Source organism: Streptomyces sp. NPDC087263 (assembly GCF_044744645.1).
Classification (GTDB): domain Bacteria; phylum Actinomycetota; class Actinomycetes; order Streptomycetales; family Streptomycetaceae; genus Streptomyces.
The window spans coordinates 351,933-376,925 of the sequence record NZ_JBIUYT010000006.1 but is presented as its reverse complement, the minus strand read 5'-3'; the positions used below and the strand labels follow the sequence as shown (position 1 = coordinate 376,925).

18 protein-coding genes and 1 pseudogene are annotated in these 24,993 nt (G+C 70.6%); 12 read left to right on the top strand and 7 right to left on the bottom strand.

Features of this window, described 5'->3' with window-relative positions; genetic code table 11:
- Positions 1 to 7 precede the first annotated feature (7 nt).
- The 5 genes from ACIPC1_RS21880 (at position 8) to ACIPC1_RS21860 (ending at position 10,373) form a co-directional block, all read left to right on the top strand.
- A complete protein-coding gene (locus ACIPC1_RS21880) occupies positions 8 to 4,087 on the top strand; it encodes an ABC transporter transmembrane domain-containing protein (protein WP_402519245.1) in 4,080 nt (1,359 codons plus the stop codon).
- Complete coding sequence (locus tag ACIPC1_RS21875) at positions 4,084 to 5,136, top strand: FecCD family ABC transporter permease (protein ID WP_402519243.1); 1,053 nt, start codon at positions 4,084 to 4,086, stop codon at positions 5,134 to 5,136. Before ACIPC1_RS21880 ends, ACIPC1_RS21875 begins: the two co-directional genes overlap by 4 nt.
- Entirely contained in the window at positions 5,133 to 6,215 is a 1,083-nt protein-coding gene (locus tag ACIPC1_RS21870) for a FecCD family ABC transporter permease (RefSeq protein ID WP_402519241.1), read from the top strand. Before ACIPC1_RS21875 ends, ACIPC1_RS21870 begins: the two co-directional genes overlap by 4 nt.
- A 124-nt stretch (positions 6,216 to 6,339) precedes the next feature.
- Positions 6,340 to 7,836: a 3' terminal RNA ribose 2'-O-methyltransferase Hen1 gene (locus ACIPC1_RS21865; protein WP_402519240.1), complete on the top strand. Its 1,497-nt coding sequence runs from the start codon at positions 6,340 to 6,342 to the stop codon at positions 7,834 to 7,836.
- Complete coding sequence (locus ACIPC1_RS21860) at positions 7,833 to 10,373, top strand: polynucleotide kinase-phosphatase (protein WP_402519238.1); 2,541 nt, start codon at positions 7,833 to 7,835, stop codon at positions 10,371 to 10,373. Before ACIPC1_RS21865 ends, ACIPC1_RS21860 begins: the two co-directional genes overlap by 4 nt.
- Positions 10,374 to 10,489: 116 nt before the next feature.
- On the opposite strand, the gene ACIPC1_RS21855 is transcribed toward ACIPC1_RS21860, so the two are convergent.
- Both ACIPC1_RS21855 and ACIPC1_RS21850 read right to left on the bottom strand, forming a co-directional pair.
- Positions 10,490 to 11,389 carry a hypothetical protein gene (locus tag ACIPC1_RS21855; protein WP_402519237.1) on the bottom strand — a complete coding sequence of 300 codons (900 nt, stop codon included), beginning with the start codon at positions 11,387 to 11,389 and terminating at the stop codon, positions 10,490 to 10,492.
- A complete protein-coding gene (locus ACIPC1_RS21850) occupies positions 11,386 to 12,432 on the bottom strand; it encodes an SPFH domain-containing protein (RefSeq protein WP_402519236.1) in 1,047 nt (348 codons plus the stop codon). The genes ACIPC1_RS21855 and ACIPC1_RS21850 overlap by 4 nt, the downstream gene beginning before the upstream one ends.
- Before the next feature lie 239 nt (positions 12,433 to 12,671).
- Here ACIPC1_RS21850 and ACIPC1_RS21845 point away from each other — a divergent pair, with 239 nt between their 5' ends.
- Both ACIPC1_RS21845 and argF read left to right on the top strand, forming a co-directional pair.
- Positions 12,672 to 13,895 (top strand): arginine deiminase, encoded by a 1,224-nt coding sequence (locus ACIPC1_RS21845; RefSeq protein WP_384376246.1) that lies wholly within the window; start codon positions 12,672 to 12,674, stop codon positions 13,893 to 13,895.
- 87 nt (positions 13,896 to 13,982) lie between these two features.
- Entirely contained in the window at positions 13,983 to 14,990 is a 1,008-nt protein-coding gene (gene argF / locus ACIPC1_RS21840; protein ID WP_402519233.1) for an ornithine carbamoyltransferase, read from the top strand.
- A gap of 25 nt (positions 14,991 to 15,015) precedes the next feature.
- Here the strand turns inward: argF and ACIPC1_RS21835 are convergent, their stop codons facing one another.
- The 3 genes and pseudogenes from ACIPC1_RS21835 to ACIPC1_RS21825 all read right to left on the bottom strand — a co-directional run bounded on the left by ACIPC1_RS21835 (position 15,016) and on the right by ACIPC1_RS21825 (position 16,859).
- Positions 15,016 to 15,471 (bottom strand): ATP-binding protein, encoded by a 456-nt coding sequence (locus tag ACIPC1_RS21835; protein ID WP_402519231.1) that lies wholly within the window; start codon positions 15,469 to 15,471, stop codon positions 15,016 to 15,018.
- Positions 15,472 to 15,728: 257 nt separating this feature from the next.
- Positions 15,729 to 16,554: pseudogene (locus ACIPC1_RS21830) on the bottom strand (PaaX family transcriptional regulator C-terminal domain-containing protein).
- Between the two features lie 110 nt (positions 16,555 to 16,664).
- Positions 16,665 to 16,859: a DUF5999 family protein gene (locus ACIPC1_RS21825; protein ID WP_402519230.1), complete on the bottom strand. Its 195-nt coding sequence runs from the start codon at positions 16,857 to 16,859 to the stop codon at positions 16,665 to 16,667.
- 273 nt (positions 16,860 to 17,132) lie between these two features.
- Between ACIPC1_RS21825 and ACIPC1_RS21820 the strand changes: the two genes are divergently transcribed.
- Complete coding sequence (locus ACIPC1_RS21820; RefSeq protein ID WP_402519229.1) at positions 17,133 to 17,564, top strand: DUF6299 family protein; 432 nt, start codon at positions 17,133 to 17,135, stop codon at positions 17,562 to 17,564.
- Positions 17,565 to 17,658: 94 nt separating this feature from the next.
- On the opposite strand, the gene ACIPC1_RS21815 is transcribed toward ACIPC1_RS21820, so the two are convergent.
- Positions 17,659 to 18,414 (bottom strand): TetR/AcrR family transcriptional regulator, encoded by a 756-nt coding sequence (locus tag ACIPC1_RS21815; RefSeq protein ID WP_402519227.1) that lies wholly within the window; start codon positions 18,412 to 18,414, stop codon positions 17,659 to 17,661.
- A gap of 117 nt (positions 18,415 to 18,531) precedes the next feature.
- Here ACIPC1_RS21815 and ACIPC1_RS21810 point away from each other — a divergent pair, with 117 nt between their 5' ends.
- Both ACIPC1_RS21810 and ACIPC1_RS21805 read left to right on the top strand, forming a co-directional pair.
- Positions 18,532 to 19,131: an NADPH-dependent FMN reductase gene (locus tag ACIPC1_RS21810; protein WP_402519225.1), complete on the top strand. Its 600-nt coding sequence runs from the start codon at positions 18,532 to 18,534 to the stop codon at positions 19,129 to 19,131.
- Positions 19,132 to 19,145: 14 nt separating this feature from the next.
- Entirely contained in the window at positions 19,146 to 20,711 is a 1,566-nt protein-coding gene (locus ACIPC1_RS21805) for an MDR family MFS transporter (RefSeq protein ID WP_402519223.1), read from the top strand.
- Between the two features lie 132 nt (positions 20,712 to 20,843).
- On the opposite strand, the gene ACIPC1_RS21800 is transcribed toward ACIPC1_RS21805, so the two are convergent.
- Entirely contained in the window at positions 20,844 to 22,670 is a 1,827-nt protein-coding gene (locus ACIPC1_RS21800; protein WP_402519221.1) for a glycosyl hydrolase family 28-related protein, read from the bottom strand.
- A 548-nt stretch (positions 22,671 to 23,218) separates the two neighbouring features.
- Between ACIPC1_RS21800 and ACIPC1_RS21795 the strand changes: the two genes are divergently transcribed.
- Together ACIPC1_RS21795 and ACIPC1_RS21790 are read left to right on the top strand one after the other, a co-directional pair.
- Positions 23,219 to 23,875 carry a ThuA domain-containing protein gene (locus ACIPC1_RS21795; protein WP_402519220.1) on the top strand — a complete coding sequence of 219 codons (657 nt, stop codon included), beginning with the start codon at positions 23,219 to 23,221 and terminating at the stop codon, positions 23,873 to 23,875.
- Positions 23,860 to 24,963 carry a Gfo/Idh/MocA family protein gene (locus ACIPC1_RS21790; protein ID WP_402519218.1) on the top strand — a complete coding sequence of 368 codons (1,104 nt, stop codon included), beginning with the start codon at positions 23,860 to 23,862 and terminating at the stop codon, positions 24,961 to 24,963. The genes ACIPC1_RS21795 and ACIPC1_RS21790 overlap by 16 nt, the downstream gene beginning before the upstream one ends.
- Positions 24,964 to 24,993 lie beyond the last annotated feature (30 nt).

The window sequence follows — 24,993 nt, the reverse complement described above, 5'->3', positions numbered from 1 at the left end:
TAAGTTCATGTCCACCGGAACGCGTCCCCAACCGGGTGGAATACGGCGGCTCGCCACGGCCTGCCGTAGCCACCCCCGCCTCCTGACCGCCCTCGTCCTCGGCTCCGCGTTCGGCACCGGCCTCGAAGCGTTCGGCCCGCTGCTCGCGGGGATCGCCGTGAACGATGCCGTGGCCGGGCACACCCACCGGGTCGGCGTCCTCGTCGCCGTCCTGTGCGCTCTGGCCGTCGTCCAGTTCGGCGCCGAGTTCACCCGCCGCTTCTTCGCCGGCAAGCTCGCACTCGCCGTGCAGCACCAACTCCGTACCGCCGTGTTCGCATCGGTCCAGCGCTACGACGGCGTCAAACAGGACGAGTTGCGCACCGGGCAGGTCGTCTCCCGTGCGAACAGCGATCTCCAGCAGATCCAGATCATGCTCGGCATGCTCCCCATCCCGATCGGCGTGACCGCGCTCTTCACGGTCTCGCTCGCCGCGATGCTGTGGCTGTCCACGCCGCTCACGCTGGTCGCCCTCGCCGTGCTGCCGGCGCTCGCGTTCACCGCCGCCCGCAGCCGTACGCGTCTGGTGCCCGCCACCCGCAACGCACAGGCGCAGGCCGCGACGATCGCCGAGCACGTCGAGGAGACCGTCACCGGCGTACGCGTCGTCAAGGCCTTCGGCCGGGAGGACGCGGAGACGGAACGCATGGCGCGCGCCTCCCGCACCCTCTTCACGCGCCGGGTGGTGGTCGCCCGCCTCCAAGCGGCGGCCACCGCCGGCATGTCCGCGCTGCCCGCGGCAGGGCAGGTCGGCGTACTCGCCGTGGGCGGCTGGCTCGCGCTGCGCGGCAGCATCGACGTCGGTACGTTCCTCGCCTTCGCCGGCTATCTGACGCTGCTGGCGGGCCCGGCCAGGCTCCTCGCCAACTTCACCGTCACCGCCCAGCAGGCGCGGGCCGCCTCCGAGCGCGTCCACGAACTCATCGACGCCACACCGGACATCACGGACCACCCGCACGCCGTGGATCTCCCCGAAGGCCCGCTGCGGATCGAACTGCGCGACGTCACCTTCGGCTACGCGCCCAGCGACCCGGTCCTCACCGGCCTCTCCCTGACCGTGCACCCCGGCGAAACCCTCGCCGTCGTCGGCCCACCCGGCTCCGGCAAATCCACCGTGTCCCTGCTCCTCAACCGTTTCTACGACCCCCAGTCCGGCAGCGTCCACGTCGGCGCACCTGGCCGGGTGGATGACGTAACCGGCGAGGCGAATGGCTTGCGCGGTACGGCGGAGGGCGTACTCGGCTCGGCAACCGGGGCGTCTGGGGCAGCGGACGGCGTAACCGGCTTGCGCAGCACCGCAGATGGCGTACCCGGCGAGGTAACCGGCGTGCACGGCACGGTGGATGGCGTGCTCGGCGTGTCCGGCGCGGCGCACGGCGCACCCGGTGCGGCAACCGGCGTACCTGGTGCGGCAACGGGCGTACCCCGCAAGGCAGATGGCGCACTCGGTGCGGCAACCGGCGTACCCGGCAAGGCAGATGGCGTACCCGGTGAGCTGACCGGCATGCCCGGCGCAGCAGACGACATACCCCGCGAAGCGCTCCGCCTGCCCAGCCCGCCCCACGCCGTACCCGGCGAGACCACCGACATCCGCATGGTGCGCCTCGCCTCCCTCCGCTCCGCCATCGGCAGTGTCTTCGAGGATCCCTTCCTCTTCTCCTGCTCGGTGCGCGACAACATCGCGCACGGCCGCCCCGAGGCGACCGACGCCGAGGTGGAGGCGGCGGCGCGGGCCGCCGACGCGCACGGCTTCATCAGCGGCATGCCCGAGGGCTACGCGACGGAGGTCGGGGAAAGAGGGATGGGGCTGTCGGGCGGCCAGCGGCAGCGCGTCGCCCTTGCGCGCGCCCTGATCACCGACCCGCGTGTCCTCGTCCTCGACGACGCGACGTCGGCCGTCGACCCGGCGACCGAGGCGGTCATCCAGGACGCGTTGCGCAGTGCCGCGGACGGCCGTACGACCGTCCTGATCGCCCACCGCCGTTCCACGCTCGCCCTCGCCGACCGCATCGCCGTCCTGGACGGCGGCCGCCTCGTCGACCTCGGCACCGAGGCCGAACTCACCGAACGCTGTGCCCTGTTCCGCGAACTGCTCGCAGGACCCAGCGGCAGCCTCGACGACCGCACCGGACCCGCGCCGGTCACCGCGCAGGACGGTGTCACCCCCGACCTGTGGCCCGTGCCGCCCCCGGCCACCCGCACCGGGAGCGCCGCCGCCCCGGACGACGAGCCCGGCCTCGACGAGCAGGCACTGCGCTCACCAGGACCGCGCCCCACCCTCCGTCGGCTGCTGCGTCCCGTACGCGGACCGCTGCTCCTGGGGCTCGCGCTGCTCGCCGTGGACACCGCGGCCGGCGTCGCCCTGCCGCTGCTCGTGCGACGCGGCCTCGACAACGGTGTGTCCGCCGACGAGGGCGCCGTACTCGCGGTCTGTGTCCTGCTGGCCGCCGCCGCGGTCGCCATCAGCTGGGCAGCTCTGAACATGCAGGCCCGCGTCACCCGCCGCGCCGGGGAAAGCGTCCTGTACGGGCTGCGCGTACGCACCTTCGCCCATCTCCAGCGCCTCGGCATGGACTTCTACGAGCGTGAGCGCGGCGGCCAGATCATGACCCGCGTCGTCAACGACATCGACGCCCTGTCCGCTTTCCTCCAGAACGGGCTGCTCACGTCCGTCGCCTCGCTGGCCACCATCACCGGCGCGGTGTGCGCCATGACCGTCGTCCACCCGCCGTTGGCGCTGGCGGCACTCGCCCTGCTGCCACTGATCCTCACCGCCACCTATGTCTTCTGGCGGCTGTCGTCGGCCGCGTACGACGAGGCGCGCCGCCGCATCGGCGAGGTGAACTCCTCACTCCAGGAGAACGTCAGCGGACTGCGCACCTCGCAGGCGCAGGGCCGCGAGCAGGGCGCCGCCCGTGACTTCGACAAGCTCTCCGACGCGTACCAGGCCTCGCGCCTGCGCGCCCAGCGTTATGCCTCCGTCTACTTCCCCAGCATCAACCTCACCGCCGAACTCTCCCGCGCCCTGGTCCTGTTGGTGGGCGCGCACCGGGTGGCCTCCGGCGAGCTGTCGTCCGGTGTGCTGGTCGCGTTCATGCTCTACCTGGGCATGTTCTTCTCGCCCATCCAGCAGCTGTCCCTCACCTTCGACAGCTATCAGCAGGCCTCCGTCGGTCTGCGCCGGATCATGGAACTCCTGCGGATCACCCCGTCCGTGCCCACAGCCGCGGACGAGGCCCCGCTGCCCGAGCGCCTGCGGGGCGAGGTCGAACTGCGGGGCGCGGGGCACACCTACGCGGGCGCCGAGCGGCCGTCCCTGCGCGGGGTCGACCTGCGCATCGCCGCCGGTGAGACGGTCGCCCTGGTCGGCACCACCGGCGCGGGCAAGTCCACCGTCGTCAAACTGCTGGCCCGCTTCTACGACCCCGACGAGGGCAGCGTTCTGGTCGACGGCACCGACCTGCGCCGCTGGCCGGTGTCCGGCTACCGCCGTCTCATCGGCTATGTCCCGCAGGAAGCCCACCTGTTCAGCGGCGACATCGCGGGCAACATCCGCTACGGCCGGCCCGCCGCGACCGACGCCGACGTGGAGGCCGCGGCCCGTGCCGTCGGTGCGCTGGAAGCGATCGCCGCGCAGCCCTACGGCTTCCGGCAGCCCGTCGGTGAGGGCGGCAGGTCACTGTCCGCGGGGCAGCGCCAGCTCATCGCGCTCGCCCGCGCCGAACTCGTCGACCCCGCCGTGCTGTTGCTCGACGAGGCCACCGCCTCACTCGACCCGGCCACCGAGCGGACGGTCGCCCTCGCCGGCGAACGGGCGGCCCACCGGCGTACCACCGTGGTCGTGGCCCACCGCATGTCGACCGCGGCCCGCGCCGACCGCATCGTCGTCCTCGACCACGGCCGCATCGCCGAACAGGGCACGCACACCGAGCTGTTGGACGCCGACGGCGCGTACGCCCGGCTGTGGCGGCACGGGACCGCGGTGGTCGCCGACGAACCCGCCCGGTTCCGGGAGCCGAGCGCCAAGACCGCGGGAGTACGGCGGTGAGCGCCGCGACGTCATCCGCGCCACCCGAGGCGGCGATCGACAAGGAAGGGCGCCGCCCCCGCGCCTCGGTGCGGGCGGCGGGCCTGCTGCTCGGTCTGGCGCTGCTGGCCGGGGCGGTCGCGCTGTCGCTGGCCGTGGGCACCAAGCAGATACCGCTCGGCCAGGTGTGGTCGGGACTCTTCGCTCCCTCGGGCACCGAGAACGACGCGATCATCCGGGACCTCAGGCTGCCGCGCACCCTCATCGGGATCGCCGTCGGCGCGGCGCTCGGCATCGCGGGCGGCGTCATGCAGACCCTGACCCGCAACCCCCTCGCGGACCCCGGGCTGCTCGGCGTCAACGCGGGCGCGTCCGCCGCCGTCGTCACCGCGATCAGCGTGCTCGGCATCACCTCGTTCACCGGATACCTGTGGTTCGCGCTAGGCGGGGCGGCCGTCGCCGCGACCGCAGTGAACGCGCTCGGCGGCGGCCGCCTCGCCACCCCGGTCCGGCTCGCCCTCGCCGGAACCGCCATCAACGCGGCCCTCTTCGGTTACGTCAACGGGCTTCAACTGTGGGACCTGAGCGCCCTGGACGCCATGCGGCACTGGTCGGTGGGCACGCTCGCCAAACGCGATCCCCAACTCCTGCTCACCGTGCTGCCGTTGCTCGTGGCCGGCGCCCTGCTCGCCTTCGCGCTGGCCCGGCCGCTCGGCGCGCTCGCGCTCGGCGAGGACCACGCCCAGGCCCTGGGCACCCAAGTGAGACGCACCCGCGTGCTGTCGGTCCTCTCCATCACGCTGCTGTGCGGCGGCGCCACCGCCGTGTGCGGGCCGATCGGCTTCGTCGGGCTGATGATCCCGCACGCGGCCCGCGCGGTCGTCGGCCCCGACCCGCGCCGGCTCCTGCCGTACTGCGCGGTGCTCGCGCCGGTGCTGCTGCTCGTCTCGGACGTGATCGGGCGGGTCGTGGTGCCGCCGTCGGAGATCGAGGTCGACATCGTCACGTCGTTCCTCGGCGGGATCCTCTTCATCCATCTGGTGCGGCAACGGAAGGTGGCCCAGCTGTGACCCTGATCGAGGACGAGCGGCGCCGGTTCGGGGCCGTCCGTACCGACCTGCGGCACGGCCTGTTCCGTACCGGCCGCTGGTCGCTGCGGTACGACACACGCGCGCTGCTGGTCTGCCTCGGCATCGCCGCGCTGACCGCCTGCGTGACCGTGCTCTCCATCGGCACCGGCACCTACCAGCTGTCGCCCGTGGAGGTCGTGCGGACCGTCGCCGGGAACGGCCCGCCCGGGGCCGAGTTCATCGTGCTCGATCTGCGGCTGCCGCGCGCCCTGGTGGCGCTCCTGGTGGGCTTCGCGATGGGCATGGCGGGCGCGGTGTTCCAGTCGCTGACCCGCAACCCGCTCGGCAGCCCGGACATCATCGGGTTCGGCAACGGAGCCTCCGCGGGTGCGCTCGTCGCGATCATGATCTTCGACGCGGGGGCACCCCAGACGGCACTCGGCGCGGTGGGCGGCGGGTTCGCCACGGCCGCCGCGGTGTATCTGCTGGCCTGGAAACGGGGGGTGCACGGATACCGCCTCGTCCTCGTCGGCATCGGCGCCTCCGCGGTGCTCGGTTCGGCGACCAGCTTCCTCTACGTACGCGCCGAGATCGGCAAGGCGGCGCAGGCCGCGAGCTGGATGATCGGTTCGCTCAACGCCCGCGACTGGAACGAGGTCCGGATCGCCGCCCTGGGCCTGGTGCTCCTCGTCCCGGTCGTCCTGGTGTACGGGCGGCGGCTGACGATGCTGGAGATGGGCGACGACACGGCTGCCGCGCTCGGAGTGCCGCCGGAGCGCAGCCGTCTGCTGCTGCTGTGCGCGGGCACCGGGCTGACCGCGATGGCGGTCGCCGCCTCCGGACCCATCCCGTTCGTCGCGATGGCCGCGCCACAGCTGGCCCGCCGGGTGACCAGGGCAGCCGGACCGAACGTCCTGCCGGCCGCGTGGATGGGCGCGCTCCTGGTCTCCGCCGCGGACCTGGCCACCCAACGCGTCACCGGCTCCGCCCTGCTGCCCGTCGGCGTGGTGACGGGCGTGGCCGGCGGCATCTACCTGGCCTGGCTGCTGCTGCGGGAACGCCGCGACCACCGCCTGTGAGCCGCCGGGCGGCGCGAATATTCCTGAGCCCAACAGATGAGTTCGCTGTACGTTGAGCATGCGCGCCGCGCCGGTCCGTATGTCAAGTATCCGCAGTTCAGAAGATGTTTCGAGGCAACCCACCGTGTTCCTGACGATCACCGCCACCGGCACCCCCGAGCGCCCCGCGACCGACCTCGGCTTCCTGCTGCACAAGCATCCCGACAACGCGCAGGCGTTCTCGACGTCGTACGGCACGGCCCACGTCATCTATCCCGAGGCGTCCGTCGAGCGGTGCACGGCCGCGCTGCTTCTTGAGGTCGACGCGGTCGCGCTGGTCCGGCGCGGCAAGGGCAAGGGCCGCGGCGGCGCACCCGACGCCGCACTCGCGCAGTACGTCAACGACCGCCCGTACGCGGCCTCTTCGCTGCTCGCCGTGGCGCTGAGCGCGGTGTTCTCCAGCGCCATGAAGGGCCAGTGCAACGCCAGGCCCGAGCTGCCCGCGCGGCCCCTCCCGCTCCGTGTCGAGGTGCCCGCACTGCCCGCCCGCGGCGGCGCGGACCTCGTACGAGAGTTGTTCGAGCCGCTGGGATGGACGGTGACGGTCGAAGCCGTCGCGCTGGACGCGGAGTTCCCCGAGTGGGGTGACTCGCGATACGTGCGCCTCGTACTGGAGTCGGCGCGACTGACCCTGTCCGAGGCCCTGCGCCACCTCTACGTCCTGCTCCCGGTACTCGACGACGCCAAGCACTACTGGGTCTCCTCCGACGAGGTCGACAAGCTGCTGCGGGCGGGCGAGGGCTGGCTGCCGGACCACCAGGAGCAGAAGCTGATCACCAGCCGGTATCTGTCGCGCCGTTGGTCGCTGACGCGCGAGGCGCTGGAGCGGCTGGAACTCGTCCGGCTCGCCGAGGCCGACGACAGCGCGGTCGAGGAGATCGACAACGCGGTCGCCGAGGAGCCGGAGGACACAGAGGCCGTGGACGGCGCGCAGGAGAGGACCGTGTCGCTCGCCGTCCAGCGGCGGGACGCGATCCTCGCCGCACTGCACGCGTCCGGCGCGGCACGGGTGCTCGATCTCGGTTGTGGGCAGGGCCAGTTGGTGCAGGCGCTGCTCAAGGACACGCGGTTCGACGAGATCGTCGGCGTCGACGTGTCGATGCGCGCGCTCACCGTCGCCTCGCGGCGGCTCAAGCTGGACCGCATGGGAGAGCGGCAGTCCGCGCGCGTCAAGCTGATCCAGGGCTCGCTCGCGTACACCGACAAAAGGCTCAAGGGGTACGACGCCGCCGTGCTCAGCGAGGTCATCGAGCACCTCGACGTGCCCCGGCTGCCCGCCCTGGAGTACGCCGTGTTCGGCTCCGCACGCCCGAAGACCGTGCTCGTGACCACGCCGAACGTCGAGTACAACGTCCGTTGGGAGACCCTCCCGGCCGGCCACTCCCGGCACGGCGACCACCGCTTCGAGTGGACGCGGGAGGAGTTCCGGGCTTGGGCGGTGCGGGTCGCCCAACGGCACGGATACGGCGTGGAGTTCACGCCCGTCGGCCCCGACGAGCCGGAAGTGGGTCCGCCGACCCAGATGGCCACGTTCACGATAACCACAGCCGCGCTCACCGCGAAGGAGGAGAAGGCAGCATGACCGACACCAAGGGGCGCACCCTGCCCGTCACCGACCTCTCCCTCGTGGTCCTGGTCGGCGCGTCCGGCTCGGGCAAGTCCACCTTCGCCCGCAGGCACTTCAAGCCGACCGAGATCATCTCCAGCGACTTCTGCCGGGGCCTGGTCGCCGACGACGAGAACGACCAGAGCGCCAGCGGCGACGCCTTCGACGTGCTGCACTACATCGCGGGCAAGCGGCTCGCGGCGGGCCGGCGCACGGTCGTCGACGCGACCAACGTGCAGCAGGAGGGCCGCAAGCAGCTGATCGAACTCGCCAGGCAGTACGACGTACTGCCCATCGCCATCGTGCTCGACGTGCCCGAGGAGGTCTGCGCCGAGCGCAACGCCGCACGCGTCGACCGAGCCGACATGCCGCGCCGCGTCATCCAGCGCCACACCCGCGAACTCCGCCGTTCCCTGCGCCACTTGGAACGCGAGGGGTTCAGGAAGGTGCACATCCTGCGAGGTGTCGAGGAGGCCGAGAGCGCCGAGATCCGCACGGAGAAGCGGTACAACGACCTCACCCACCTCACCGGCCCCTTCGACATCATCGGCGACATCCACGGCTGCGCCTCGGAGCTGGAGACCCTGCTCGGCAAGCTCGGCTATGTCGACGGGGTGCACGCGCAGGGCCGTACGGCCGTCTTCGTCGGCGACCTCGTCGACCGCGGCCCGGACACCCCCGGCGTACTGCGCCGCGTGATGTCCATGGTCGGATCCGGCAACGCCCTGTGCGTGCCCGGCAACCACGAGAACAAGCTCGGCCGTCACCTCAAGGGCCGCCAGGTCCAGCACAGCCATGGACTCGCCGAGACGGTCGAGCAGTTGGCGGAGGAGAGCGAGGAGTTCATCGCGGTTGTACGGGAGTTCGTCGACGGGCTCGTCAGCCACTACGTCCTGGACGGCGGACGTCTCGTCGTCTGCCACGCCGGTCTGCCGGAGAAGTACCACGGCCGTACGTCGGGCCGGGTGCGCTCGCACGCGCTGTACGGGGACACCACCGGCGAGACGGACGAGTTCGGGCTGCCGGTGCGGTACCCGTGGGCGGAGGACTACCGGGGCCGGGCGGCCGTGGTGTACGGCCACACTCCAGTCCCCACCGCCACCTGGCTGAACAACACCATCTGCCTCGACACCGGTGCCGTCTTCGGCGGCAAGCTCACCGCGCTGCGCTGGCCGGAGCGCGAGCTCGTCGACGTACCGGCGGAGCGCGTCTGGTACGAGCCGGCCAGGCCGCTCGCCACCGAGGCACCCGGTGGACACGAGGGGCGGCCGCTCGACCTCGCGGACGTGCACGGCCGGCGGGTCGTCGAGACACGCCACGCGGGCCGGGTGTCGGTTCGCGAGGAGAACGCGGCCGCGGCCCTGGAGGTCATGAGCCGCTTCGCCGTGGACCCGCGGCTGCTGCCGTACCTGCCGCCGACCATGGCACCGACCGCGACCTCGCACACCGAGGGCTACTTGGAGCACCCGGCCGAGGCCTTCGCGCAGTACAAGGACGACGGGGTCGAGCGGGTCGTGTGCGAGGAGAAGCACATGGGTTCGCGGGCGGTGGCGTTGGTGTGCCGCGACGCGGGGGCGGCGCGGCAGCGATTCGGGGTGGACGGTGGTCCGACGGGTGCGCTCTACACGCGCACCGGGCGTCCCTTCTTCGACTCCGCCGAGGTGACGGAGGAGATCCTCGGGCGGCTGCGGGCTGCCGTGGACGCAGCGGGGCTCTGGGCGTCGTTGGAGACCGACTGGGTGCTGTTGGACGCCGAGTTGATGCCGTGGTCGCTGAAGGCGTCCGGGCTGCTGCGTACGCAGTACGCCGCCGTGGGCGCCGCGTCCGGGGCCGTGTTCCCCGGCGTGCTGGCCGTGCTCGAAGGGGCGGCCGCGCGAGGCGTCGACGTACGGGAGCTGCTGGGCAAGCAGCGGGAGAGGGTCGCCGACGCGGCGGCGTTCACCGACGCCTACCGGCGGTACTGCTGGACCACGGACGGACTGGAGGGCGTGCGCCTTGCTCCCTTCCAGATCCTCGCGGTCCAGGGGCGCAGCCTGGCAGGACTCCCGCACGACGAGCAGCTCGCGCTGCTCGACCGCCTCGTCGAGCACGACGGGAGCGGGTTGCTCCAGACGACCCGGCGGCTGTTCGTGGACACGGGGGACCCCGAGTCCGTACGGGCGGGCGTCGACTGGTGGCTGGAGATGACCGGGCGCGGGGGTGAGGGCATGGTCGTCAAGCCGGTGGCCGCGCTGGTCCGCGGCGAGAACGGGCGACTGGTGCAGCCCGGCATCAAGTGCCGAGGCCGGGAGTACCTGCGCATCATCTACGGCCCCGAATACACCCGCCCGGAGAACCTCGCCCGCCTACGCGGCCGCTTCCTCAACCACAAGCGGTCACTTGCGATCCGCGAGTACGCCCTGGGCCTCGAAGCCCTGGACCGCCTCGCGGAGGGCGAGCCGCTGTGGCGCGTCCACGAGGCGGTGTTCGGCGTGCTGGCCTTGGAGTCGGAGCCGGTGGACCCGAGGTTGTGAGGGGGTTCTCAGCCCGTCCGGCGTTTGAGGACGAGCGCGTTCAGCGCGATGCGGGGGTCTGGGGGCGGTAGCCCCCAGGAACAAGGGACGGGTAGGGGCGGCGGGGGCGAAAACCATCACCCCACCAGCCGCAGCCTCGCCTCCGCCATGCCAAGGCGGATCGTCTGGCCCCACGTGAGCTCCAGCGCATCCCCCTCCATCCCGTCCCCGAACGCGATGAGCCGGTCGGACTCCACAGTGAGCCTGAGCCGTCCGGCGGCGCCGAGTTCACCCGCCACCAGGGACGTCCCGGTGGCAGGCGAAGGCCACGCCTCGCGAACGAACCACAGCAGTCGCGGCTCGGTGGGCCCGGGCAACGGGACCCGGTTCCCCCTCTCCTCCCACAGCGAGCGCAGCCACCCCGTCGCCCCGGTCCCCGTCCCCACCAGTACTCCGGACGATGCCTGGGGCTCGACGACACCCCTGTCGTCGTCGAGCCCCAGGCGGTATCGGACGGTCTGGTGCCCGGCCGCTCCGAGATAGATCTCGTTCAGCGCCAGCAACCGCTGGGTGTCGTCGGCGACGGCCTCGACCATGGTGAGTTCGTCGGCCACCCCGCCCCGGACCACCGCCGAGGCGATCAACGCGCCCGCGTCACCGACCCGATGCCGCACCAGCACCCCGGGATTGCGCCCGGGATCGGTGTCGATCCCCACAACGGGCTGCCCCGTCAGGTACTTGGCGACGTTGGCGACAAGGCCGTCCTGCCCGACGACGACCACGACGTCCTCGGGCGCGAACAGGAACCGGTCCAGGTCGGCCCGCTCCACCCGGGCTTGACGCCACGTCAGAGGAATGTCGGAGGCGACCTCGGCCAGCGCCCGGCGCGTCCGACGGCTCCGCTCCGCCACCTCCTCGATGTCCCGCCCCCGCGAGGAGAGAAAGAACGCCGCCTGCCCGTGGGTCCCGTGCCGGGCCACCAACTCCTCGTACTCCGTGGTGCGATGGACCAGCACGACCCGCGGCGCGAGACTCACGCCGGTTCCCCCGAGGCCCCGTTGCCCAGCTTGGCGAGCAGCCCGGTCAGGACGTCCGGTGACACGGTGACGCTCTCGATGCGCGGCAGGTTCTCGGCGAGCCGCGTCCCCGTCAGAGCGTGCAGCGTGGCGACATCGACGTCCGCGTGCACCCGCAGCCAGGCGGCCTGCGCCTCGGCCCGGGCGTCGCCGAGCCCGCGCGCGGCCTCCGCCTCGGCCTTGGCGAGCCGCACGGTACGTGTGGCCTCCGCCTCCGCGAGACGGACCGTCCGCGCCGCCTCCGCCGTGGCGCGCACCGCGTCAGCCGCCGCGAGTTCCTCCGCCTCGCGCCGCGCGTTCGTGCCCCGCTGGTCGACCAACTGCTCCTCGCGCCGGGCGAGTTCGATCTGACTGGCGAGTTCGTTCTCGGCGATGGCGCGCTCCCGCTCGACCGCGACGGCACGGCGTTCATACGTCGCCTTGTCCGCGTCCTGCTGGATCTGCTCACGGGCGGGGGTGCGCAGCGCCCGCTCGACCTCGGGCTCGGGGCGCAGGGCGACGACCCGTACGGCCACGATCTCGATCCCCGTCGCGGGCAGCCGGGGTTCCGCGGCGAGCCCGCCCGCGATCCGTTCCCGTACCGCCGCGACGCCGTCCATCAGGGCGGCGCCCAGCGACGTACGGGCCAGCACGTCCAGCGCGTGCTGCTGGGCCGTCTCCGTCATCAGCGACCCGAGCTGTTCGAGAGGCGCGCCGCGCCAGGCACCCGTGTCGGGGTCGATGGAGAAGTCCAGGCGGGTGGCCGCGATCGCCGGGTCGCTGATGCGGTAGGTGACGGTTGCCTGTACCGCCACGTCCTGGAAGTCGGACGTACGGGCGTGGAAGGTCATCGCCAACTCGCGGTCGTCGACCGGGACTTCGGAGAGCGCGGCGGTCAAAGACCGGTACCAGAAGCTGAGCCCGGGACCGTCGTGCAGCAGGCTCCCCGACCGGTGGTGCCGGACATGGGCGGTCGGCGCTCCCCGCAGATGGCGCCAGCCCAGGCGGCGGGTGATGTCGGCCATGGATAACCCCCTTGTCGCTGAGCGGCCCATCGGCCGCAGCGACCTTCGTCAGTCGTCAGTCGTCCGACGTCAGAGGTCAGACGTCAGAGGTCAGTCGTTCGTCGTCAGTCGTTCGTCGTTCGTTTTCGTCAACGCGACGATAATGGAGGGGCTTGGTTATCGTCAAGGGGACGAAATGAAACGGACCGGGTCGGCGCGATCAGCGGGTGAACGCGCGTCCGGATGGTCAGGATGGAGGCATGGGATTCCATGTCGACTCCGAGGCCGGGCCGCTGCGCCGCGTCATCCTGCACCGGCCGGATCTTGAGCTCAAAAGGCTCACCCCCAGCAACAAGGACGCCCTGCTCTTCGACGACGTGCTGTGGGTGCGCCGGGCGCGCGCCGAGCACGACGGGTTCGCGGACGTGCTGCGCGATCGCGGGGTCACCGTCCATCTCTTCGGTGACCTGCTGACCGAGGCCCTGGAGATCCCGGCGGCCAGATCGCTCGTCCTGGACCGGGTCTTCGACGAGAAGGAGTACGGGCCGCTCGCCACCGACCACCTGAGGGCCTCATTCGAGACTCTGCCCGCACCGGAACTGGCGGCCGCGCTGGTCGGCGGCATGACCAAGCGGGAGTACCTGGACGCGCACATGGAGCCGACCTCCGTGCGCTTCCATGTCATGGACCTCGACGACTTCCTGCTCGACCCGCTGCCCAACCACCTCTTCACCCGCGACACCTCCGCCTGGATCTACGACGGGGTCTCCATCAACGCCATGCGCTGGCCGGCGCGGCAGCGCGAGACCGTGCACTTCGAGGCGATCTACCGGCACCACCCGCTCTTCCGCGACGAGACCTTCAACCTCTGGTCGCAGGGGCAGGCGGACTACCCCTCCACCATCGAGGGCGGTGACGTGCTCGTCATCGGCAACGGCGCGGTCCTCATCGGCATGAGCGAGCGGACGACGCCCCAGGCCGTCGAGATGCTCGCGCACAAGCTGTTCGAGGCCGGGTCCGCGAGCACCATCGTGGCGCTCGACATGCCCAAGCGGCGGGCCTTCATGCACCTCGACACCGTGATGACGATGGTCGACGGCGACACCTTCACGCAGTACGCCGGCCTCGGCATGCTCCGCTCGTACACCATCGAACCGGGCGTGGGGGACAAGGAGCTGAAGGTCACCGACCATCCTCCGGAGCACATGCACCGCGCGATCGCCGCGGCGCTGGGCCTGAGTGAGATCCGCGTCCTCACCGCCACTCAGGACGTGCACGCCGCCGCGCGTGAGCAGTGGGACGACGGCTGCAACGTCCTCGCCGTCGAACCGGGGGTCGTGGTCGCCTACGAGCGGAACGCGACCACCAACACGCACCTGCGCAAGCAGGGCATCGAGGTGATCGAGATTCCGGGGAGCGAGCTGGGGCGGGGGCGGGGCGGGCCGCGCTGTATGAGCTGTCCGGTCGAACGGGGGGCCGTATAGTCATTCTGGCGTCCGTATAGAAATGTCAATCGTCGTATAGAATTCCAGGGTCCCTCTGTCCTACCCACGTCATCCTGGAGCGCTCTCATGGCGACAGTTCCGACCGCCCTCGCAGGCCGCCACTTCCTGAAGGAGCTGGACTTCACGGCAGAGGAGTTCCGCGGGCTGATCGAGCTGGCCGCCGAGCTGAAGGCGGCCAAGAAGGCCGGGACCGAGACCCAGCACCTGCGGGGCAGGAACATCGCGCTGATCTTCGAGAAGACCTCGACGCGTACGCGCTGCGCGTTCGAGGTCGCAGCGGCGGACCAGGGCGCCTCGACGACGTATCTGGACCCGTCCGGTTCGCAGATCGGCCACAAGGAGTCGGTGAAGGACACGGCTCGGGTGCTCGGGCGGATGTTCGACGCGATCGAGTACCGGGGTGACAGCCAGGCCGCCGTCGAGGAGCTGGCCGCGTACGCCGGTGTGCCCGTCTACAACGGTCTGACCGACGACTGGCACCCCACCCAGATGCTCGCCGACGTGCTCACGATGACGGAGCACAGCGACAAGCCGCTCGGCGAGATCGCCTTCGCCTACCTCGGCGACGCCCGCTTCAACATGGGCAACTCGTATCTGATCACCGGCGCGCTGCTCGGCATGGACGTCCGTATCGTCGCCCCCCAGGCGTACTGGCCCACCGACGAGATCGTCGCCCGGGCCCGCAAGCTCGCCGAGCGCGCCGGCGGCCGCATCACGCTCACCGAGGACGTCACCGAGGGAGTCGTGGGCGCCGACTTCGTCGCCACCGACATCTGGGTCTCCATGGGTGAGCCGAAGGACGTGTGGGACGAGCGGATCGGCGCGCTGTCCCCGTACGCCGTGACGATGGACGTCCTGCGCGCCACCGGTAACCCGGACGTGAAGTTCCTGCACTGCCTCCCGGCCTTCCACGACCTGGGCACGAAGGTCGGGCGGGAGATCCACGAGAGCCACGGCCTGGACTCGCTGGAGGTCACCGACGAGGTGTTCGAGTCGGCGCACTCGGTCGTCTTCGACGAGGCCGAGAACCGGCTGCACACGATCAAGGCGGTCCTGGTCGCGACGCTCGCCTGACCGCACGGCGGCCTGCTGTCGGGGGCTACACCGGCCGTCGTCGCTGCGGCGGTACGACGGGCAGCCTGAACCAGACCGCCTTGCCGGAGCCGGCCGGGCGGTGGCCGCAGGACGAGCTGAGGGTGCGGATCAGGAGGAGACCGCGCCCGTGCTCCTGCCAGGGGTCGGGCTCGCGGGCCAGGTCGGCGAACGTGAGATCGCCGGGCGGCGCGGGGTCCGGATCGTGCACCTCGACCTGGCAGCCGGTCGGCAACAGTTCGACGACCAGCTCTATGGGACCGTCCCCCGCGGTGTGCTCCACGGCATTGGCGACCAGCTCCGCGGTGAGCAGTTCGGCGGTGTCGCTGTCGGCCGCGTGCTCCAGGTCGGCCAGCGCCGTACGGACCAGCGCACGGGCGACGGGCACTGCCGCGGCGGTGTGCGGCAGCGCGATGCGCCAGGAGGCGCGTGCTGGGGTGTCGGGCAAAAGGGGTCCGTTCATTGAGCAGGTTGTCCTGCTTTCAACTTTAGAAAGGGTACGACTCGACCGGACAGAGGCTCCCGGCGGGCGTGTCCCGGGACTTTCGGCCCGGTATGGGGCTGTGTACCCAGGTGAACGGTCCACCTCCCGCGTGGTGCTCCCGCCGTTACGGGGCCATCGCGGATCCGTGACTCGGTGACGGATCTGTCGCACTTCTATCGCGCGATGGTGACGGAAGCGACGGGAGGGGCATGGGTTGACAAGCCGGTGGGTCTGGTTCAGGCCCGCTCGGGTACGTCGGCGAAGGCCATCCCCGCGTCGCGCAGCCGCTCGTGCAATGCCCGGAAGACGGCGACGGAGCGGGCGCCCGGCCAGTCCTGCGGGAGCAGCGCGGCGGGCAGTCCCGGGTCGGTGTACGGGAGGTGCCGCCAGGAGTCGAGGGCGAGCAGATAGTCGCGGTACGCCTCCTCCGCAGGGGTGTCCGCGCGCCGTTCCCAGGCGTGCAGCACGTGCGCGTGCTCGTCGAGGAACTCCTCGTGCTGTTTGGCGATCGAGGCCAGGTCCCACCAGCGGGCCACTGCCTCCGCCGTCGCGGCGAAGCCCAGATGCTCCCCGCGGAACAGCTCCACGTACGGGTCGAGCCGCAGCCGCTCCAGCGTGTGCCGCGCCTCTTCGTAGAGCCGTGCCGGGGCGAGCCACACCCCTGGGGCGGCCGTTCCGAAGCCCAGTCCGGCGAGCCGTGAGCGCAGAACATGCCGCTTCTGCCGCTCGGACTCGGGAACGGAGAAAACGGCGAGCACCCACCCGTCGTCCGTGGGCGGAACCGCCGCGTACACCCGCCGGTCGCCGTCGTCGAGCAGTTGCCGCGCGTCCTGCGACAGCGCGTACCCGGCCGCACCCGCCGCCGTACGCACCGGTTCCAGCAGGCCGCGGCGCTTGAGCCGGGACACCGACGACCGTACGGAGGGTGCGTCGACGCCCACCGCTGCGAGGAGTCTGATCAGCTCGGACACCGGCACCGGGCCGGGCATGAAACGGCCGTACGCGCCGTAGAACGTGACGATGAGGGACCGGGGGGGCGTGGTGCTCTGACACGTTGATCACTCTAGTCCGCGAAGATCACTTGGGATCATCGCCCACGGACCTGGTCCGCTGCGACGGACTTGCGGAGCTGCCCCGCGTACGCGTAGGCCCTCAGTCGCCCGCGCTCGGACTCAGGCGGCGACGGTCAGCTGCTCGACGAGCGCCCGGCGCGGAGCGATCACGCTGCCGTCGGGGTGCAGTTCGCCGCTGTCGTCGAAGACGATCGCGCCGTCGCACAGGAGGTTCCAGCCCTGCTCGGGGTGGGCCGCCACGATGTGCGGGGCGGTGCCGTCCGCGGACGGGGACGAAGGCTGGTGGGAACACATGGTGCACCTCCACGTCGTATGCGATGAGTGCCGACGGCGTCGTCCGCCGTCCTCGCATACACAGACCATGCTCGCGCGGCGGACTCATCGGAACAGCCTGGCGTGAAGCGTGACAACACGCGGACAACACTTGGACGTCCCCATGACGGACGGTGCCAAGTCGCCACCAAAGGGGTGATGATCACCGGCCTCCGGGTGCCGGACACTGACCTCGGGGCCCAGGACCGGTACCTGTGGAGCGCTCTTTCCGGCCCCGTTCCAGGAGGTACTCCCATGTCCGTGCGCCAGGCCCTCGGCGCGGCTGCCGCCGCCGCGCTGCTCCTGTCCGTCGCCCCGTCCGCCGTCGCCCTGTCGGGACCGTACGACCAGGTGACCGTCGACCCGACCGGTCACGTCGCGGCCGACGGAACCGTCAGCCTCTCGGGCACCTACCGCTGTCTGGGCAGTACCGGCCCCGTGTTCGTGTCCTCGTCGGTCTCGCAGGGTGACCCCCGGGTACGCCACGGCATCGGCGGCACCTCGGCGGTCTGCGACGGTGCGGTGCACTCCTGGACCAACTCGGAGAAGCGCACGCCGGGCACCCTCACCCCGGGCGACGCGTATGTCGAGGCCACCCTCATGGAACTGCGCCCCGGCGCGGGCGGGCTGCCGCTGCCGAGCTTCCACGCGAGGCAGCAGGCGGACATCACCCTCGCGGAGAGCTGAGCGCGGTCCGGGTGCCGCGGCCGTCGAGCGGTGCGGCGGGGGTCAGCCCTGCCGCACCGCTCGATGCCGTCGGCAGGGCCGAAGTGAGGGGCGCTCAGTCGCCCAGCCGCGCGGCGATCCCGTCGAGCACCGAATCGAGGCCCGTCTCGAACTGCCACTCCAGGTCGTCCTTGCGGCTCGCCTCACCCAGATAGCGCGCGAACGTCGGGTAGCGGCCGGTGCCCATCAGCCACGTCATGCGAGGTGCCAGACCGGTGCGCGCCTCGTTCCCGCTGGACCAGCCCTGCTCCCGCAGCAGCTCGGTGCGGCCGATCTCGAAACCGACGGCGCCCTGCACATAGGAATCGACGGTGCGTACGACCGCCATCATGGTGTCGGCGTCCAGGTCGAGCCCGTCGAGTGCGGCCAGGGCCCGCTCGGGAACGGCCAGTTGGTTCGGGGTCAGCGTGAACACCGCCGTGCGGGTCACCCAGGGATGCCCGAGGAGCACGGTCCGGGTGCGCAGGGCGAGCTCCCGCATGACTTCCCGCCAGCACTTGGTTTCCGAGGGCAGCGTCAGCTCGCCGTAGACGTGGTCGACCATCAGCTCGAGCAGCTCGTCCTTGCCGGACACATAGCGGTACGCCGCCATCGGTGCGACGCCCAGATCGGTCGCGAGGCGCCGCATGGTGACGGCGTCGAGGCCTTCCGTGTCGGCGATCGCCACGGCGGCCGCGGCGATGCGCTGCGGGGTGAGCGTGGAGCGGGGGGCGGGTGCGGGCCGGTTGAGGCGTTCCCACAGGAAGGCGCTCTCCTTGGGCTCGGACGGCTCCGGCGTCACCTGACTCTCCTCTTTCCTCCGAGCGGCCATGGGTGAGGACTCCTTCCGGTGCCGGGTTTGTGTACAACGTAACAGCAGTAGACAACGTACACGCGTCTGTGTACGTTGTATCTACAGCGATACGACGTACACATCCAGGAGTTCCACATGAGTGACGTGAACGACAGCCCTCTGCGGGTGGCAGCCCTCGTCGGCAGCACCAGGGACGGACGCTTCGGGCCGGTCGTGGCCGACTGGCTGAAGGACCGGATTGCCCAGCGCGACGACATGGAGGTCGACATCGTCGACCTGGTCGAGACGCCGCTGCCGACCGTCATGCCGGCCTTTGGGCAGCAACTCCCCGACGAGCAAAGGGCGTTGCTCGGCGCGGTCACCCCGCGCCTGGCGGACGCCGATGCCTTCGTCATCATCACGCCGGAGTACAACCACAGTTATCCGGCGGCGCTGAAGAACGCGATCGACTGGCACAACCCGCAGTGGCATGCCAAGCCCGTCGCCTTCGTCTCGTACGGCGGCATTTCCGGCGGCCTGCGCGCGGTCGAGCACCTGCGGCCCGTGCTGGCCGAAGTGCACGCCACGACGATCCGCAACACGGTCAGTTTTCACAACTACGGTGACAAGTTCGACCCGAACGGCGTGCCCCTCGACCCGGAGTGCGAGGTCGCGGTCAAGGCGCTGCTCGACCAACTGGCCTGGTGGGGACAGGCACTTCGGGCCGCCCGGGCCGCCCGCCCGTACACCGGCTGAAGTGAGACACGGCGATGACCAGTGATACGTCGGCCGCGCCCGCGCGGGCCCCCTCGACCCTGCCCTACCTGGGCGTCTTCGGACTCATGCTCGGCATCTTCCTGGCCACCCTCGACGGACAGATCGTCAGCATCGCGCTGCCGACCATCGTCGGCGAGCTCGGCGGACTCGACCACTTCTCGTGGTCCGTCACGTCGTACATGCTCACCATGGCCGCCACCACCCCGATCTGGGGCAAACTCGGTGACCTCAAGGGTCGCAAGGGCGCCTACATGTGGTCCGTGCTGCTCTTCCTGGTCGGCACCGTGCTGTGCGGACTCGCCCAGGACATGGCACAGCTCATCACCTTCCGCGCCGTCCAGGGCCTCGGCGCCGGTGGGCTCATGGTCGGCGCGCTGTCGGTCATCGGCGTGCTGGTCCCCGCGCACGAGCGCGGTCGCGTCCAGTCGATGGTCGGTGTGATGCTGCCGGTCGCCTTCGTCGGCGGACCGCTGCTCGGCGGCTTCATCACCGACGCCCTCGACTGGCGCTGGGTGTTCTACGTCAACGTGCCCTTCGGTATCGTCGCGCTGCTCGCGGTCGCCAAGGGGGTACGGCTGCCGAAGGAGCGCTCCGGGGGACGGATCGACTATCCCGGTACGGCGCTGCTGACCACCGCCATCCTGGCGCTCACCCTGCTGGCCGGCTGGGCCGGCACCCGTTACGCCTGGGGATCGGCGCCGATCGCGCTGCTCGCCGTGGTCGCGGCCGTGGCCCTTGCCGGATTCGTCCGGGTGGAACAGCGGGCGGCGGAACCTGTCATCCCGCCGCGGCTGTTCCGCAACCGCGACTTCGCCCTGGCCCAGCTGCTCAGCTTCCTTGCCGGCGCCGTGCTGGTATCGGTGGTCAACTACCTTCCCCAGTACTCCCAGTTCGTACAGGGTTCCACCTCCACCGTCAGTGGCCTGCAGATCCTGCCCCTGATGCTGGGCATGCTGGCGGCGCAGTTGACCACCGGACGGCTGGCGGACCGGGGCGGCCTGGAGCGGGTGATTGCGATCACCGGCGGTGCCGTCACGGTCACCGGCGCGCTGCTGCTGCTCCTGCTCGACACCGACACCCCGGCGTTCGCCGCCTCGGCGCTCACCCTGGTGCTCGGTATCGGCGTCGGCATCCTGATGCAGAGCACACTGCTGACCACGATGAACACGGCACCCCCGCGCGACATGGGCGCCGCCACCGGAACGGTCACCCTGGTGCGCACCATCGGCGGCTCACTCGGCGTCGCCGCGCTGGGCGCCGTACACCTCGGGCGGATGACGGGCGAACTCACCGACCGGCTCGGCGAGCGAACCGCCGAACAGTTCGCCTCCGGCGCCGAGTTGACCCCGTCATCGGTCGACGGGATGTCCGCGCAGCTGCGCGGTGTCGTCCAGGAAGCGTTCACCAGCGGACTGCACGGCGTCCTCCTCGGCACCGCCCTGCTCTCCGCCGTCGCCTTCGCCGTCGCCTGGTTCGTCCAGGGGGATCCGGCCGCCAAGTCACCAGGGCAGACCGGGAATTCGCCGCGCACCCAGATCCGCGCGACGTCCGCGGACTGACACTTCCGGCCTGGTCCCGTCAGGCGCCCGCGCCGCTCTTCCCTCGCACAAAGCCCGCGGTCGAGTCCGCGCCCCGACGAAAGGGAGCGCAGACTCGACCGCGGGCCGAACCGGGCGTCAGGCCGGGGACTTTCAGCCGGTGACCTTGAAGGTGGCCGCCGAGTCGTTCTGGGTCGCGACCTGACCCGAGAACAGATTCGTCACCGTGTTACCCGTGAAGGTCCCGGTGCCGGTGACTCCGGCGGGGATCCAGATGCCCTGCTTCGCCGGACGGTTGATCGTGTTGTTGGTCAGCGTCAGGTTGACGCGTGTCTTGTCGATGTAGAGGCCTGAACGGAGGGCTCCGTTCAGGGTGTTGTCGGTCATCGTGACGGTCGAGTAGGCGGTCGGAAAGAGCGAGGTGCTGGAGGGAGAACTGATCCGCACTCCGTGCCGGGTGCCGTTCCAGCCGCCGCCGCCGTTCAGGACGTTTCCGCTGACCGTGACGGAGGTCAGGGGGTTCCCCGTGTCGCCGAACACGCCGAGGTCCAGGGCGCTGTTCGATGACACGCTGTTCACCAGGTTGTTCTTCACCTGGATGTTCTGGCCGCCGGCGACCCGGAGGCCGTTGGCCCACCAGGGTGCGATCGCGGTGTTGTTGAGGATCTTCGTGCCGTCGACCTGGGGGTTCGTACCGCTGGCGCCGGCGTCGGAGTACGTCGCGAAGGAGTCGTCACCGGTGTTGCGGGCGAAGTTGTTCTGGACCGTGATGTTCTTGCCGAGCTTGTCCGGATTCGGCGTGTTGCCGTTGTTGACGTTGAAACCGTCACCGTAGGTGTCCGCTGTCCGGCTGTTCTGGATGATGCCGTTGGTGCCCGACAGCCAGTTGGCGTCGATGTGGCGCGTCCAGATCCGGTCGACCAGCCAGCCGCCGGCACCGCTGGCGTTGATTCCGTAGTCCGAGCCGCCGTTGCCGCCGACACCGCGCCAGGTGGCGTTGGCATCGATCTGAAGGTCCGTCAGTGTGGTGCCCGAGCCCACCAGGATCTGCGAACGCCAACCGGCGGGGGTCGGAAGAGGGACCTTCCGGTAGATGGTCGTGTACCACATGCCGGCGCCCTGCACCTTCACGCCGGTGAAGTTCAGCGTCGTGGTCGTCAGGCTGTTCGTCAGGTATTTACCCGACGGGATCCACACGGACTTGCCCTGCGTTTTGGCGGCATTCACCGTGTTCTGGATCGCGACCGTCGAATCCTTCGCGAAGGTGGGATCCGCTCCGTAGGTGACGACGGAGAGCGAGTTGGCCGGCTGGGCCAGTGCGGCCCCGACGTTCTCCAGATCGACGGAATCGATGTCGTAGACGGCCGCCGTGTTGGCGGCGTCCTTCTGGAGTTTGATCGTGCTGCCCGCCGCGATGGGAGCGCCCGTGACCCAGACGGGGAATTCGTTGTAGAAGCGGTAGGGCGACCCGCCGGCGTTGGGGTCGTCCGGATTGGTGGTCGCGTCGCGGTAGTTCCACGCCTGCTTGGAGCTCAGCGAGATCGCCTGGCGGTACACGCCGTTCACGTACAGGTTCAGTGACGCGGTGATGCCGCCGCCCGCCGCCGCGTCCGGAATCGAGGCGCGGACCACGAGGGTGTTGGCGGCCTTGCCCGTGTTGTTCGATATCGTCACCGAAGCGCCGGTGGCCTTCAGTTCGACCAGCGAGTAGCCCGAGGCTTCGGTCTCCAGGGAGGCCGCGGTCGGTGCCGCCGCTCCCGGGGTGAGGGAGCGGAGGGCGGCGCCGCCGCCACGCGTCCCGGTTTCGGCTTCGACCGTGGCGAAGGGTGTCGTGGCACCAGCCGCGGCAACCGCCTCGGCGTCAGCGCCGGAAGTCGTCTCCGCGTGACCTTTGGTGCCTGGAAAAACGAACAGAGTGCCGGCGACAAGCATGGCGATGCCAGAAAGCCACATGGAGATTCGTCGGACTTTTCTGTGCATATTTCACCTCTTTGTGGGGTTGGCGACAGGGCGGGATCAACGCGCCGCGAGCAGGAGCAGCTCATCTGTCGGAGGTCTGACACGTTGTTGATGAAGATGTCGAAGTCGCCAGGGCGCGCCAAATCCTGCAATGTGCGGGCATGTTGGGGTATGCCAGGCATGTGGTTCGGGGGGTGGGGGGAAGTGCACGGGCGGCTGACGGCGCGGCCGCGCCGTCATATAAGTCCATCAAGTTGCTTTAGTCAACCGCCCTGATGGTGCGAATGCAGGGTGCAGCGAACGGGGTCCTGGGATTCGCGACGAACGGGGCGGTTCACCGACAGATGTCCGTTCCGGAGTTCCTCTGAAGCGAGGCTCGGGCCGTCTCGTCCCAGAGTTCATCCAGCATATTGACAAACTCCGACACCGGTTCATAAGTTCGTTTGGGCACATGTGCGACAGCGCCCGAGCCGCCGTAATTCCAGAATCGGCTTGACCCTTGGCCGGTCACCACTCCACCCCGACCGCCGCGCACTGCCACGCGGCGCCGATGGGAGCGTGCAATCACCTTGACCACTGATATCCGGCGGGCGCTCGTCGTCCGCGGTGGCTGGGACGGGCATCAGCCCGTGGCGATCAGCGACGGATTCGTCCCGTTCCTCAAGGAGCAGGGATTCACCGTCGAGACCTCGGAGGACCTCGCGGTGTACGAGGACACCGAGCGCCTGGCCGCCACCGACCTGATCGTGCAGTGTTGGACGATGGGGACCGTCACCCGGGAGCAGAGCACCAATCTCGCCGCCGCGGTGCGCGCGGGTACCGGGCTGGCCGGCTGGCACGGCGGCATCGTCGACTGTTTCCACGATCACGGCTACCACCTGCTGACCGGCGGCAAGTTCGTGATGCACCCGCCGGGTTTCCACGATCACACCGTGCATGTGCTGCCCGAGCGCGCCGACCATCCCGTCGTCGCGGGCCTCGACGACTTCGCCGTTCACACCGAGCAGTACTGGGTGCTCACCGACCCGCACATCGAGGTACTGGCCACCACCACCTTCCCGCCCGACGAGCTGCGCGACCTGCCCGCGGTGATGCCCGCCGTGTGGACCAGGACCTGGGGTGCCGGACGGGTCTTCGTCTCGACCATCGGGCACAAGCCCGACGACTTCGACGTGCCGGAGGTCCGCACGTTGACCGAAAGGGGACTGCTGTGGGCGAGCCGCTGAAGCCTTTGAACATCGGCATCGTGGGCGCGGGGAAGATCAGCGGCGCCTACCTCTCGACGCTGGCGCGACTGACGTCCCTGCGGCTGACCGCCGTCACCGACCTCGACCTGAGCCGCGCGCGGTCCGTCGCGGAGCAGGCGAAGGCCGGTGGCGAGGTGGCCGTGGCTCCGTCCGTGGCCGCCCTGGTGGCCAGGGACGATGTGGACACCGTCCTCAACCTCACGATTCCGGCCGCGCACGCGGACGTCGCCCTGGCGGCGCTCGGCGCCGGCAAGCACGTGTACGGCGAGAAGCCCCTCGCGACCAACCGCAAGGAAGCCGAGTCCGTGCTGGCGGCGGCGCGTGCGGCAGGACTGCGGGTCGGCTGCGCACCGGACACCGTGCTCGGCACCGGCACGCAGACCGCACGTAAGGCGGTCGACGACGGCCTGATCGGCAGGCCCGTCGCGGCCACCGCCTTCATGACCAGCGCGGGCCACGAGAAGTGGCACCCGGACCCGGAGTTCTACTACCGGCCAGGCGGCGGCCCGTTGCTCGACATGGGGCCCTACTACCTCTCTGCCCTCGTCCATCTGCTGGGCCCGGTCGTCCGGGTGACCGGAGCGTCCTCCCGGCCGCGAGCGGAGCGGACGATCGGCAGTGGTCCCCGGGCGGGGCACAGCTTCCCGGTGGAGGTGGACACCCACATCACCGGCGTTCTGGAGCACGCGGGCGGAGCCCTGTCCACCCTGGTCATGAGCTTCGACATCCGCGCCGCGCGGCTGCCGCGCATCGAGGTGCACGGCACCTCCGCCTCGCTGTCCGTGCCCGACCCGAACGGATTCGACGGTCCTGTCGAGATCCACCGCGGCGAGGGCTGGGAAACCCTGCCGGTGTCGGCAGGCCATCCGGACGCGGGGCGAGGCATCGGCCTCGCCGATCTGGCCGAGGCCCTGTCCGCCAGGCGTCCGCACCGTGCATCGGCCGAACTCGCCGCGCACGTCCTGGACATCATGCTCACCCTCATGGACGCCGCGGACCAGGGTCGCGCTCTCCCGGTGACCACCACCTGCGAGCGCCCCGCACCGATGGCCGGTGCCGACCGCTGACCGACACCGTTCGAGACCTCCGCCGCCCCC